Here is a 13,240-nt window from a genome sequence, read left to right as displayed (position 1 = left end):
CCGTGACGCTCCGCGTCACCTTGCACGTGGCTTGAGGAGCGGGACGCAGAGCGTCCGGGGCGGCATTCCCACGCTGAGCGTGGGAACGATCATTGCACCTGTTTGGGCAAACGCTGATCTATAAGCTGGTACAGCGCACTGCTCTCAGGCCAGTTACGCATAAACCGCGCGCGGTCCTTGGCGAACGCCGGCGCGAAGCTTGCGACCGAGCTGTGCTGACACATGGCGTCCAGGTCGATCAACGCCCAGCGATCCTCGGCCCAGAACAGGTTATGGCCCTTGAAATCACCATGGCTGATGCGCTCGCGGATCAGCTCGGCGAACAAGTGGTCCAGGGCCAGCAGTTCATTCTCGGGTGCGTCGCCTTTCTCAACATACGGTGCGAAACGCTCGATGATGTCCGGCCCCGGCAGGTATTCAGTCACCAGGTAAGCCCGGCTGCGCAGCCACAAAAAACGTTTTTCCAACACCGCCAGCGGTTTGGGCGTGGCGATGCCGAGGAACGCCAGGCGGTTGCCCTCGCGCCACGAATGCCAGGCCCGGCTGGGGCGCCAGAAGCGCTTGAGCCAATGGGCAAACCCCTTGATGTTATAGCGCTTGATCACCAGTGGCCGCCCGCCCGCTTCGACCTTGGCGACGGTGGCCGCACCACCGGTTTTGTACAAATGGCCTTGGTCGAGCAGCGCGTCGGCCTGCTCCAGCACCGGCAGCATCGCCGCCTCTTCCTCACGACGAATCGCACGCAAGGCAAAGGCGCCACGCACCACGCTGAACAGCGTGCATTCACGGCCGACCTTGTTCAAAAAGTCTTTCAAGCGCCAGGCGCTGACCTTGCGCACCTGTTTTTCCAGGGCTTGCAGCGGCAAGGCGTGCTCGCCGTTGCCCAGCAGGTAGTACACCAGCAACTCTTCGGTGAACGGCTCGAGGTTTTTCGGCAACTGGGCGAAGAACACGCCAAGGTTTTCCAGCACCCGGTTGCGCGACAACGGCTTGCCCGCCGCTTCAACACGAATCCCGGCGCCGTCGATCAGGTACAGCTTGCCGTCCTGGCGCAGCAGGTTGTCCAGGTGCAGGTCTTCCTGCCACAGGCCTTTGGCGTGCATCTGCGCAATTGCGCCCAACGCCTCTGCGAGCACAGCCGTTTGCTCGTCCGCCAATGGTGGCAACCCTTCGACCGCCTGCCAGGCATCGGCGAGGCTTTCGGCACCTTCGATAAATTCAAACAGCAGCCAGCCGCCCTCGCCTTCCTGCAAGCCATCGGCCAGCAATTGTGGCGTGGTCAGGCCTTGCTCGGCCAGCAGGCGCACGCCGCTGAGTTCACGCTGAAAATGCCGCGCGGCCTTGCTGCCTACCAGCAACTTGGCCAACACCGGACGGCCGCGCCAGACGGCGGCGCCCACGTAGCGTTCGCCCGGCAACACGCGCAACAGGTTAAGCAGTTGCAGCTGGCCAGGGCCTGCGGCGTCGGCCAGCTCGAGGGTCAGCGGCAGCTCGGGCGTGCGGCCGGCTTTTTTCAGTTCGGACAAGCGCATCAGCGCTTCTCCTTGTGACTGCGCCGGGCCGTCAGGCGCTCGAACCAGGCGCCCACCAGCGCGCTGTCTTCAGGCTGGTCCAGATACGCTGCCAGCAGCTGCCGCACTTGCGCGTCCGACCATTGCGGCGCACGGCGCAGCAATGGCTCCAGGTCCTTGACCCGATCACGCCGGCCAAACAGCAGCGGGCGGGTTTTCTCCAGGTCGATCAACTGCGCGGCATAACCGTCTCCGAGCGGTTGCAGGAAAATATGCTTGGGGTAAAAACAGCCATGCACTTGCCCTACGCTGTGCAGGTGGCGCGCCAGCTGACCACAGGCCAGCAAGATCGCACGGTGCTGGTCGTCACTCAGCTGCGGCCATTGTTCGAGCAGTGAATCCAGGTCATTCCAGCCATCCAGGGCTCGGGTCAGCAACATCGCGCGGCGCTCGCCTTCAACCTTGCGCTCACCGAAAAACGCCGCCTGCAACGCCGGAATGCCCAGCTTCCGGTAGCGGCTGATATTACGGAACTCGCGGGCAAACGTCGGCTCGCCAAACGGCTTGCTGAGCGTGCGCGTCAGGTAGTTGCTCTGGCGCTTGAGGTAGTAACCCTGGCCATCAAGCTCCAGGCGAAACACGCTGCTCCAGCCGCCGTCGCTGGTATTGGGTTCATCCACCGCGTCCAGTTGCCTGGCCCACAGCGCATCGAAGTCAGCCAGGCCGTGGCGCGCAAGCAATGCGCGATCATCGGCCGCCAGGAAATCAGTCATTCGCGCCCCTCGAAAAACTTCACCACGTGACGGATTCGCTGTTTGTCCGAAGCCGTCAGGTGCTTACGTTGGCGGTATTGCATGTAGAAACGCAGGCGCTGGGTGGCCGACAAGTGATACTTGGCGACTTTATCCAGGCAGGCCAGGTCCTTGGTAATACGGTACTTGAGCCAGAAACCGCGCCAGAAATCGCCGTTGGGGCAATCGATCAGGTACAGCGTACGGTTATCGTCAACCAGCAGGTTGCGCCACTTCAAGTCGTTATGGGTAAAGCGGTGTTCGTGCATCGTGCGCGTGTATTCGGCGAGCTGACGGCTGATCACGTTGACCCACTGGGGGTCTTTCAAGCACGGATCGTTACGATCGGCCAGCACCGACAGGTCTTCGGTCTTGGGCAGCTCGCGGGTAATCATCGCCCCGCGCGCATAGGCCAAACCCTTGCGCTCAAGGCCCCAGGCCACCACGTCGGCGGTGGGAATCCCCCACTTGGCGAAGCGCTTGAGGTTCTGCCATTCGGACTTTACCCGAGGTTTTCCCAGGTAACGGCGCAGGCCTTTGCCGGCGCCTACGTAGCGTTTGACGTAGTAATTGACCCCGCCACGCTCCACCCGAATCACTTCCGACAAGGGGTCGCGCGTCAGTCGCTCACCCTGCAAGGCAAACACCGCCTCCAGGCTGCCGAAATCATCCGCCAGGGCGGCGTAAGCAGGTTCCAGGTTCCAACCCGCCATCAGATCGCATCCCCCAGGCGTTGCTTGCGCGCATACAGCTTGTCTGCCTTGCGCTGCAACAGGCTCAGGGACGCCGACTGCTCGGCCAGGATCTGGCGCAGCGGCTGTCGGAAGTAGCCTTTGAGAAAGCGCAGTTTGTCGCGCTGAGTCAGGCCGATGTCCAGCGCCGAGTAGTACAGCGCGGACAAGTCCTTGTCGCGCCAGCGCAGCGGCAGATGGGCACGCAATTGGGCACGGTGCAGGTCGATCACTGAAAGCTTGATGGTGCGCGCATCGATCGGCCGGGACGTATCCAGCAGGAAGTGGCACAGGTAGCAGTCGCGGTGATTGACGCCGCCACGGTGCATGTCGCCGACCATGCGCGCCAGTTCAGCGGTGAGCGCATGGCGCAATGCCGGTGCCGGCGGCTCGGCCACCCAGTTGACGGTCAGGTCTTCCAGGCTGATGGTCGGGGCCAGTTCTTCGGTGATGATGAACGAGTGCTGGTCGGCCGGGTTGCTGCCTTTTTCACCGAAGGCCACGCCGGTCATGGTCGGCACACCCAGTTCCTGCAAGCGGTGGATGGCCGACCATTCCAGGCCGGCACCCAGCACCGGCAGCTTGGCGGTGATCAGGTTCTTGAAGATCTCGCCCCAACCGATGCCACGGTGGATTTTCACGAAATACGGGCGGCCCTCCACCTCGGTACGCAAGGTGCGACGCGCCGCCAGTTCACGAAATACCTGGCCTTGCAGTTTCTCGACTTCGGCAAAGGCGTCACGCCCGGCCCATAAGGTCTTGAACGGTTCGGCAAGAATCAACTTCATCGTTTCGGCTCCGCCAGAATCACATCTGCCGCGTGCTGCGGCATGCTGTAGAGGTCGGCCGTCTCGGCGAAGGCCAAACCATTACGGCCCCAGGCCGCGCGCTGTGCAGTGTCGGTAAGCATGTGCGTGAGGTACTGGTTGAGCTGCGCTTGTTCAAACGGCTCATCCAGCACCAGCCCGCTGTCGGCTTCGCCAATGTAGTGGGCATACCCACACACCGCCGAGACCAGCACCGGCAACCCGGCCACCAGGGCTTCGAGCAACACGGTACCGGTATTTTCGTTGTACGCCGGGTGAATCAACAGGTCGGCGCCCAGCAGGAAACGCGGGATATCGCTGCGGCCCTTGAGGAACTGCACGTTATCGCCCAGCCCCAATGTGGCGCTCTGCAACTGGAATACTTTGGGGTCGTCCTGGCCGATTACAAACAGGCGCGTACGTTTTTTAAGCTCGGTCGGTAGCGCGGCCACGGCCTTGAGGCTGCGGTCGACGCCCTTGGTCTTGAAGCCGGAACCGATTTGTACCAGCAGCAACTCGTCGTCGCGCAGGTTGAACTCCTTGCGGAAACCTTCGCGGATTTCGGCCGCATTTGGCGGCGCGCGGCGGTCCTGGGCAATGCCCGGCGGCAGCAGGTGGAAGCGCTCCAGCGGCGTGTCGTAATGCTTAATGAACAGCGGTTGCTGCACTTCGGAGATCATCAACACTTCGGTCTTGGCGTCTTTGGCGAACACCGCACGTTCGTACTCGGCAAAGTGCTTGTAACGGCCAAAGCTTTTGTACAGCGAGTGACGCAGGTTTTGCGCCTTGTCTTCAAAGCAGCCGTCGGCGGCGTAGTACACGTCCAGGCCGGGCATTTTGTTAAAACCGATCAAACGGTCCACCGGGCGCTTGGCCAGGTCAGCTTCCATCCAGGCCAACAGTTTCTCGTTGCGCCGATGGTTGAAGAACGCCTTGACCGGCGCCACCAGCACTTCAAAGCCGGGCGGAATCTCGCCTTCCCAGATCAGCGTGTAGACCCGAATCGTATGGCCGCGCTGCTGGCACTCCAGGGCGATGCGCATGAAGTCGCGCTGCAGGCCACCGAAGGGGAAATATTTGTACAAAACAAAAGCCAGTTGCATCAGTGCAGCTCCTCAGCCAATAACAACGTGCTCAGTCGGTTTGCCACACGCTCAGGGTTCAAGCGCGTGAAGCACAGGGGCGACTCGCGCGTGATGTCGAACCGACGCAGGTCGTCGGCCGTCGGTTGATAGGTACAGGTTTTTTGCAGGCACGGTGCGCATGGGAAATCGCTGGCCAGGTGAATCTGGCCTTTGCCGTAGGCGCCCGTCAGGCCCGGGTTGGTGGGGCCGAACAGGGAGATAGTCGGCACGTCCAGCGCGGCGGCCAAGTGGCCCAGCCCCGTGTCCACCGCCACACAGGCGCGGGCACCGGCCAGCACACGGGCGACGCCGGCCAGGTTGAGTTTGGGCAGCACTTCGGCGTTTTGCAGGCCTTGGGCCAGACGCTCGGCGCGGGCCTTTTCGGCGGCATTGCCCCATGGCAATTTCACGTCCGCACCCAGGCGGCCCATGCGTTCGGCCAGCTCACGCCAGTAGGCTTCGGGCCAGTGCTTGGTGTCCCAGGTGGTGCCATGCAGCAGCAGTACAAAGGGTTTTTTCGGCGGCAGGCCGAGCAACTTGTCGACGCTCAGGCCGTAATCGCCCAGGCCTTTGGGCAAGTCATAACCCAACGCCACGGCGAACAGCTGGCGCAAGCGTTCTACCGCATGCTGCCCACGGGCCACGGCTAGCCGGCGCGAGTAGAAACGCGCAGCCATCGGTTCACGGGCAGAATTCTTATCAAAACCGGCCACCGGCGCGCGTACATAGCGCGTCAGCCAGGCGCTTTTGAGCAGCCCTTGGGCATCGATCACCAAATCGTATTTGGTCGACTGCACGCTCTGCTTGAAGCGCCGCCATTCACCGCTCTTGATGGTTTGCCAGATGTTCTTGCGCCAGCGACGAATCGCCACCGGGATCACTTTGTCCACGGCTGGGTGCCAGGTGGGAATCTCGGCAAAGCCTTCTTCCACCACCCAGTCAAAGCGGATGCCAGGGATCGCCCGCGCCGCGTCGGTCAGTGCCGGCAAGGCGTGGATCACATCGCCCAAGGATGAGGTCTTGACTACCAATACGCGCAAACTAGCGAACCTCGACCGCGGAACCCTGCAACCGCTGCAAGGCTTCATTCACTGGCTGCGGCAGCAACTGACGCATGCAGTTGTAATGGCCAAAACGGCAGGTACGCTCAAAGCACGGGCTGCAATCCAGGCCCAGGCGCACCACCTCAACCTTGTCGGCCAAAGGCGGGGTAAAACCGGGCGACGTCGAGCCATACACCGCCACCAAGGGGCGGTTCAGCGCGGCCGCCACGTGCATCAGGCCGGAGTCGTTGGACACCACCGAATCGGCGCAGGAGAGTAAATCGATAGCCTCGGCCAGCGACGTGTCGCCACTGAGGTTCACCGCTTCTTCACGCAGGCCGGGGATCAGGCGCTGGCGAATGTCTTCGCCGACCGGGTGATCCTTCTTCGAACCAAACAGCCACACCTGCCAGCCTTCGCGAATCTTCATCTCGGCGACTTTGGCGTAATGCTCCGACGGCCAGCGCTTGGACTCGCCAAACTCGGCGCCGGGGCACAGCGCCAGCACTGGACGGTCAAGCGCCAGGCCGAACTTGGCCAGCGCCGCGTCACGGCTCACCGGATCGATCTGCAGGCTCGGGCGCGGGTACGGCGTGGGCAACTCGGCGCCGGGCTCGTAGGCCAGCGCCATGAAACGTTCGATCATCAGCGGGTAGCGCGCCTTGTCGAGGGTGCGCACGTCATTAAGCAACACGTAGCGAAACTCGCCGCGCCAGCCGGTACGTTTAGGGATGCCGGCAAAGTACGGCACCAACGCCGACTTGAGCGAGTTGGGCAGCAAAATCGCCTGGTCGTACTGGCCGACCATGGATTTACCGATGCGTCGGCGCGTCGCCAATTCAAGGGCGCCATGGCCGAGCGGGAAGCTCAAGGCCGTGCGCACTTCGGGCATGCGCTCGAGGATCGGCCGGCTCCACTCAGGGGCGAGCACGTCGATTTGGCAGTCGGGATGACGTTGCTTGAGGCACTGGAACAGTGTCTGCGCCATCACCATGTCACCGACCCAACTAGGCCCAACGATCAGAATATTCATGTAGTTTCCACAAACGATGCGGGGAGGCTTATGCCTCCCCGCATCGTTATTTACTGTAGGTCACGGTAGCCACTTTGTGTCAGAGCTGGCTTGTGTGGGAGCTGGCTTGCCTGCGAAGGCATCAACTCGGTATCACTGATAAACCGAGGCGTCTGCATCGCGGGCAAGCCCGGCTCCCACACAAAGCTGTGTGTCCACATTAGATTGGCATCCCACATTTAATCGAGTTTCAGCTTAACCCCAGTTCATTCCAGATTCGCTTCACCTGGCGCCGTTCGTCGGCGAACTGATCCCCGGCTACCGTGCCGGCCTCGTTTTGCAAGGCCTGGCGGTGCGCGGCGGAACGGTAGGCCTTATACACCTCCCGCAGCAGATGGGCATCGGCAGCGGGCATCAGCCCGACCTGCTCCAGGCCTTCCAGAATGCGGATATTGTCGGTATAGCGCAGCAACGATGGATGTTGCGCAGACCACGCCAAAGCCGCGTATTGCACCATAAATTCAATATCGACGATACCACCGGCGTCTTGCTTGAGGTCGAACACGGTCGTCGGCTCGAAGGCGTTCGCCCCCGTCCCGGCAGCCGTCGCCTTGGTGCCCAGGTTATCGCGCATCTTGGCGCGCATCTCGCTGACCTCCTGGCGCAGCTTCGCCAAGTCACGTTCACGCCCCAGCACGTTAGCGCGTACCTGTTCAAACGCATGGCCGACATCCTGACTGCCCACCAATACCCGCGCGCGGATCAGGGCCTGATGTTCCCAAGTCCAGGCTTCATTTTCCTGGTAGCGCTCAAACGCCCCCAACGAGCTGACCAGCAAACCGGAGGCGCCGGAAGGTCGCAGGCGCATGTCCACTTCATACAATTGGCCGGAGTTGGTCTGGGTGGTCAGCAGGTGAATGATCCGCTGGCCCAGACGCGTAAAGAACTGCGCGCCGTCGATGGGTTTGGCGCCATCGGTCTCGGCCTGGGGATCTCCGTCGTGGATGAACACCAGGTCAAGGTCCGAGCCATGCCCCAGCTCGATGCCGCCGACTTTCCCGTAACCCACAATGATGAACCCCGGGTCGCACAGGCTGCCGTCCACGCGCTGCGGTGAGCCATGACGGGCGACCGTCTGGCGCCAGGCCAGGGCCAGCACTTGTTCGAGGATAGCTTCGGCGAGCCAGGTCAAATAGTCGCTGACCTTCATCAACGGCAGGCTGCCAGCGATTTCCGAAGCGGCTACACGCAGGCGGTGGGCCAGTTTGAAGTGACGCAAGGCCTCCATCTGTTGTTCAAGGTCATCTTCGGGGATGCGTGTGAGGCGCTCACGCAGCTCAGCGGCGAGCTCCGGCGCCAAAGGTGGCTTGAACAGGCGGCCTTCGTTGAGCAACTCATCGAGCAGCAGCGGGAAGCGCGTGATTTGCTCGGCAATCCACGGGCTGGCGGCGCACAGCGTTAACAAGCGGCGCAGGGCGTCGGGGTTTTCGGTCAGCAGCACCAGGTAAGCAGAACGTCGCGCCACAGCCTCCACCAGCGGCAGCACGCGCTCGAGCACCAGATCCGGGTTGGCGTGCTCGACGGCCTGGGCCAGCAGGCGCGGGATAAAGGCGTCGAGCCGCTCGCGACCGAGGCGCTGCATGGCGCGCAACTGCGGGCTGCCACGCAGGCCAGCCAGGGCTTTGAGGGCTTTGGACGCGTCAGTAAAACCACCCTCGGCCAGTTGGCGACAAGCGGCGTCTTCGTCCTGGGACTCTTCCCACAACGGTAACCACTCCCCGCCCACCACCAGCTCGCTTTCTTCGCCTTCTTCTTCGTCAGGATCAGCAATCACCTGACGGAAGTGCCAGTCCACCCGGCCACGCCAGTACATCAGGCGCTCATGGAACGCGGCCCAGTCGGCAAAGCCCAGCATAAAGGCAATGCGCGCCTGATCTTCGGGGCTGTCCGGCAGCATTTGCGTCTGACGGTCGGCAATCGCCTGGATCGCGTGCTCGGTATAGCGCAGGAATTCATAGCCATTGCGCAACTCCGCGATCACCGCAGGCGGCAAGTAGCCCTGGCCTTCCAGCGTGCCGAGCACCATGAGCAACGGCCGCTGTTGCAGGCTCAGGTCGCGGCCACCGTGGATCAACTGGAACGCCTGGGCGATAAACTCCACCTCGCGGATGCCGCCCGAGCCCAGCTTGATATTCTCGGCCATGCCCTTGCGCCGCACTTCCTGCTGGATCAGCTGTTTCATGGTGCGCAATGCTTCAATCGCAGAAAAATCCAGGTAACGGCGGTAAACGAACGGGCGCAGCATATCCAGCAATTGCGTGCCGGCCACCTGGTCGCCGGCCACCACGCGCGCCTTGATCATGGCGTAGCGTTCCCAGTCGCGGCCCTGATCCTGGTAGTACTGCTCCAGCGCATTGAAGCTGAGCACCAACGCACCGGCCGAACCATAGGGCCGCAGGCGCATGTCGACACGGAACACAAAACCATCGACCGTCATCGGGTCGAGCGCCTTGATCAGTTTTTGACCAAGCCGAATGAAAAACTCCTGGTTGTCCAGCGCGCGCTTCACGCCGACCGTCTCGCCGCCTTCGGGGTAAGCGAAGATCAGGTCGATGTCCGATGACAGGTTCAACTCCACCGCGCCGAGCTTGCCCATGCCGAGGATGACCATGTGCTGGGCTTCGCCGCTGCGCCGGCCTGTGGGCGTGCCGAACTGTACGCAGTGGCGCTGGTACAGCCACTGGTAAGCTTGGTCGATGCTGGCGTCGGCCATGTCGGAAAGGTCGCGACAGGTTTGCACCAGGTCCGCCTGTCGGGTCAGGTCGCGCCAGATAATGCGCACTTGCTGACGTGTGCGTTGGCGGCGCAGCACCCGGCCCAACTCATCTTCTGTTTCGGCCTGTTGCACGGCACCGGCGATCTGACTGCACAGCTCACCGGGCGCAAAGCCGCGGTCCAGCTCGCCCCAGGCCACCAGTTCAAGCAACATCAAAGGGTCACGAACACTCTGTTCAATGACGAAATCACTGGCGGCGCACACCCGGGCAAAGTCGGCCCACCGTTGCGGCGTCCACGCAGAAAGTCCATGATCGGCGTCCAGCGCGGCCACTGCGTCACGAAATGACTGCTCGGCCCGCTGGGCAAAAGGCAAGAGAATGGCCGGCAGTTCGGCCAGCGTTGGAAGGCTCATGGTCTATCCTTGATCGGCGCGCGAAAGGCATGTGGTTGTGAAGGCAAGAACCACGCTTGGTGAAGGACTGTCGAACAAAGGTTAGAAATAGCTGAAATTAATTTCATCTTGGCAGCCAGCATCAAACTTTCACCTTTTCTTGTTCGCAAATGATCAACAATAACGATTATGCTCACCAGCCAGACCGAGCCATACGCTCAGTCTTGTGTAGTTTTACTACTCGTATATACATTCGAAAGGCTGAAATGGCCGACGATTTGTAGTAAAACTACAGGACGCCGAAGCAACCTTCGGCCATCCAAGAATTTATGTCGTCTGCCCACAAGGCCAGTCGCAAACTTCAGGCAACCGATTCTGGTAGCCTTTCCGCCCTGGAGCAAGCCATGCAAGACCTCGATCCCGTCGAAACCCAGGAATGGCTGGACGCCCTGGAATCGGTTCTCGACAAAGAAGGCGAAGACCGTGCTCACTATTTGATGACCCGTATGGGCGAACTCGCGACCCGCAGCGGCTCGCAATTGCCTTACGCCATCACCACGCCATACCGCAACACCATCCCCGTTACCCACGAAGCACGCATGCCTGGCGACCTGTTCATGGAACGCCGCATTCGCTCGCTGGTACGTTGGAACGCCATGGCGATGGTAATGCGCACGAACTTGAAAGATTCTGACCTGGGCGGTCACATCTCCAGCTTCGCCTCCAGCGCAACCCTGTATGACATCGGCTTCAACTACTTCTTCCAGGCCCCGACCGACGAACACGGCGGCGACCTGATCTACTTCCAGGGCCACACCTCGCCAGGCGTCTATGCCCGCGCGTTCATGGAAGGCCGCATCACCGAAGAACACATGAACAACTTCCGCCAAGAAGTGGACGGTAACGGCCTGTCGTCGTACCCGCACCCTTGGCTGATGCCTGATTTCTGGCAGTTCCCGACAGTATCCATGGGCCTTGGCCCGATCCAGGCGATCTACCAGGCACGCTTCATGAAGTACCTGGAAGCCCGTGGCTTCATCCCTGAAGGCAAGCAGAAAGTCTGGTGCTTCCTGGGCGACGGCGAGTGTGACGAGCCGGAATCCCTGGGCGCTATCTCCCTGGCTGGCCGCGAGAAGCTCGACAACCTGATCTTCGTCATCAACTGCAACCTGCAGCGCCTCGACGGCCCGGTTCGCGGCAACGGCAAGATCATCCAGGAACTCGAAGGCGTGTTCCGCGGTGCTCAGTGGAACGTGACCAAAGTCATCTGGGGCCGTTTCTGGGACCCACTGCTGGCCAAGGACGTCGACGGTATCCTGCAACGTCGCATGGACGAAGTCATCGACGGCGAGTACCAGAACTACAAAGCCAAAGACGGCGCGTTCGTACGTGAACACTTCTTCAACACGCCTGAACTCAAGGCAATGGTTGCAGACCTGTCCGACGACGAGATCTGGAAACTCAACCGTGGCGGCCACGACCCGTACAAGGTCTACGCGGCGTACCACGAAGCGGTCAACCACAAAGAACAACCGACTGTCATCCTGGCCAAGACCATCAAAGGTTATGGCACCGGTGCCGGCGAAGCGAAGAACACTGCGCACAACACCAAGAAAGTTGATGTTGAAAGCCTGAAGCTGTTCCGCGATCGCTTCGACATCCCGGTCAAGGATGAAGAGCTGGAAAACCTGCCGTTCTTCAAGCCGGAGCCAAACAGCGCCGAAGCCCGCTACCTCAGCGAGCGTCGCACTGCACTGGGCGGTTTCGTGCCACAGCGCCGCGCCAAGTCTTTCGACATCCCGACTCCGCCACTCGATACCCTCAAGGCTATCCTGGACGGCTCGGGCGACCGTGAAATCTCCACCACCATGGCTTTCGTGCGCATCCTGGCGCAGCTGGTCAAGGACAAGGAAATCGGTTCGCGCATCGTCCCGATCATCCCGGACGAAGCCCGTACCTTCGGTATGGAAGGCATGTTCCGTCAGTTGGGCATCTACTCCTCCGTCGGCCAGCTCTACGAGCCAGTCGATAAAGACCAGGTGATGTTCTACAAGGAAGACAAGAAGGGCCAGATCCTCGAAGAAGGCATCAACGAAGCGGGCGCCATGAGCTCCTTCATCGCTGCCGGTACTTCGTACTCCAGCCACAACCAGCCGATGCTGCCGTTCTACATCTTCTACTCGATGTTCGGCTTCCAGCGTATCGGCGACCTGGCATGGGCAGCAGGCGACAGCCGTACCCGTGGCTTCCTGATCGGCGGCACCGCCGGCCGGACCACGCTGAACGGCGAAGGCCTGCAACACGAAGACGGTCACAGCCACATCCTGGCTGCCACCATCCCGAACTGCCGCACCTTTGATCCAACCTACGGCTATGAGCTGGCGGTGATCATCCAGGACGGCATGAAGAAGATGACCGAAGAGCAGCAGGACGTTTTCTACTACATCACCGTGATGAACGAGTCCTACCAGCAACCTGCCATGCCGGCTGGTGTTGAGGAAGGCATCATCAAGGGCATGTACCTGCTCGAAGAAGACACCAAGGAAGCGGCGCACCACGTGCAGCTGATGGGCTCCGGCACCATCCTGCGTGAAGTGCGTGAAGCGGCGAAGATCCTGCGTGAAGAGTTCAACGTCGGCGCTGACGTGTGGAGCGTTACCAGCTTCAACGAACTGCGTCGCGACGGCCTGGCAGTCGAGCGCAACAACCGCCTGCACCCAGGTCAGAAACCAGCCAAGAGCTACGTCGAAGAGTGCCTGGCCGGCCGTAAAGGTCCAGTCATTGCCTCTACCGACTACATGAAGCTGTTTGCTGAACAGATTCGCCAGTGGGTCCCGTCCAAGGAATTCAAAGTCCTGGGCACCGACGGTTTCGGCCGCAGTGACAGCCGCAAAAAGCTGCGTCACTTCTTCGAAGTTGACCGTCACTTCGTGGTGTTGGCAGCCCTGGAAGCCTTGGCTGACCGTGGTGAGATCGAACCCAAGGTGGTGGCTGACGCTATCGTCAAGTTCGGGATCAACCCGGAAAAACGCAACCCACTGGACTGCTGAGGA

General features: G+C 61.3%; 9 protein-coding genes. 1 reads left to right on the top strand and 8 read right to left on the bottom strand.

The window, feature by feature from the left end:
* Nucleotides 1-89: 89 nt before the first annotated feature.
* The 8 genes from AOA62_RS05485 to glnE all read right to left on the bottom strand — a co-directional run bounded on the left by AOA62_RS05485 (nt 90) and on the right by glnE (nt 10,208).
* Nucleotides 90-1,532 (bottom strand): lipopolysaccharide kinase InaA family protein, encoded by a 1,443-nt coding sequence (locus tag AOA62_RS05485; protein ID WP_099548077.1) that lies wholly within the window; start codon nt 1,530-1,532, stop codon nt 90-92.
* On the bottom strand, nt 1,532-2,284 hold the full coding sequence (locus tag AOA62_RS05480; RefSeq protein WP_099548076.1) for a lipopolysaccharide kinase InaA family protein: 753 nt from the start codon (nt 2,282-2,284) through the stop codon (nt 1,532-1,534). The genes AOA62_RS05485 and AOA62_RS05480 overlap by 1 nt, the downstream gene beginning before the upstream one ends.
* Entirely contained in the window at nt 2,281-3,015 is a 735-nt protein-coding gene (locus AOA62_RS05475; protein WP_017138512.1) for a lipopolysaccharide kinase InaA family protein, read from the bottom strand. The genes AOA62_RS05480 and AOA62_RS05475 overlap by 4 nt, the downstream gene beginning before the upstream one ends.
* A complete protein-coding gene (rfaP, locus tag AOA62_RS05470; protein WP_017138513.1) occupies nt 3,015-3,821 on the bottom strand; it encodes a lipopolysaccharide core heptose(I) kinase RfaP in 807 nt (268 codons plus the stop codon). Before rfaP ends, AOA62_RS05475 begins: the two co-directional genes overlap by 1 nt.
* A complete protein-coding gene (locus AOA62_RS05465) occupies nt 3,818-4,942 on the bottom strand; it encodes a glycosyltransferase family 4 protein (RefSeq protein ID WP_017138514.1) in 1,125 nt (374 codons plus the stop codon). Before AOA62_RS05465 ends, rfaP begins: the two co-directional genes overlap by 4 nt.
* Nucleotides 4,942-6,003: a lipopolysaccharide heptosyltransferase I gene (gene waaC / locus AOA62_RS05460; protein WP_099548075.1), complete on the bottom strand. Its 1,062-nt coding sequence runs from the start codon at nt 6,001-6,003 to the stop codon at nt 4,942-4,944. Before waaC ends, AOA62_RS05465 begins: the two co-directional genes overlap by 1 nt.
* A gap of 1 nt (nt 6,004) precedes the next feature.
* Nucleotides 6,005-7,039 carry a lipopolysaccharide heptosyltransferase II gene (gene waaF / locus AOA62_RS05455; protein WP_017138516.1) on the bottom strand — a complete coding sequence of 345 codons (1,035 nt, stop codon included), beginning with the start codon at nt 7,037-7,039 and terminating at the stop codon, nt 6,005-6,007.
* Nucleotides 7,040-7,268: 229 nt separating this feature from the next.
* On the bottom strand, nt 7,269-10,208 hold the full coding sequence (glnE, locus tag AOA62_RS05450) for a bifunctional [glutamate--ammonia ligase]-adenylyl-L-tyrosine phosphorylase/[glutamate--ammonia-ligase] adenylyltransferase (RefSeq protein WP_099548074.1): 2,940 nt from the start codon (nt 10,206-10,208) through the stop codon (nt 7,269-7,271).
* Nucleotides 10,209-10,591: 383 nt separating this feature from the next.
* On the opposite strand from glnE, the gene aceE reads away from it, so the two are divergent.
* Nucleotides 10,592-13,237 carry a pyruvate dehydrogenase (acetyl-transferring), homodimeric type gene (aceE, locus tag AOA62_RS05445; RefSeq protein ID WP_017138519.1) on the top strand — a complete coding sequence of 882 codons (2,646 nt, stop codon included), beginning with the start codon at nt 10,592-10,594 and terminating at the stop codon, nt 13,235-13,237.
* Nucleotides 13,238-13,240: the final 3 nt, after the last annotated feature.

This window comes from Pseudomonas sp. 2995-3 (assembly GCF_002742565.1).
GTDB classification, from domain to species: domain Bacteria; phylum Pseudomonadota; class Gammaproteobacteria; order Pseudomonadales; family Pseudomonadaceae; genus Aquipseudomonas; species Aquipseudomonas edaphica.
The sequence above is the reverse complement of the archived record's forward strand: the minus strand, read 5'-3'. Positions and strand labels throughout refer to the sequence as shown.

Coding starts and splice junctions, on each gene's coding strand:
- rfaP (WP_017138513.1), bottom strand. CDS start 3,821: ATGAAGTTGATTCTTGCCGAACCGTTCAAGACCTTATGGGCCGGGCGT.
- AOA62_RS05480 (WP_099548076.1), bottom strand. CDS start 2,284: ATGACTGATTTCCTGGCGGCCGATGATCGCGCATTGCTTGCGCGCCAC.
- aceE (WP_017138519.1), top strand. CDS start 10,592: ATGCAAGACCTCGATCCCGTCGAAACCCAGGAATGGCTGGACGCCCTG.
- glnE (WP_099548074.1), bottom strand. CDS start 10,208: ATGAGCCTTCCAACGCTGGCCGAACTGCCGGCCATTCTCTTGCCTTTT.
- waaF (WP_017138516.1), bottom strand. CDS start 7,039: ATGAATATTCTGATCGTTGGGCCTAGTTGGGTCGGTGACATGGTGATG.
- AOA62_RS05465 (WP_017138514.1), bottom strand. CDS start 4,942: ATGCAACTGGCTTTTGTTTTGTACAAATATTTCCCCTTCGGTGGCCTG.
- AOA62_RS05475 (WP_017138512.1), bottom strand. CDS start 3,015: ATGGCGGGTTGGAACCTGGAACCTGCTTACGCCGCCCTGGCGGATGAT.
- AOA62_RS05485 (WP_099548077.1), bottom strand. CDS start 1,532: ATGCGCTTGTCCGAACTGAAAAAAGCCGGCCGCACGCCCGAGCTGCCG.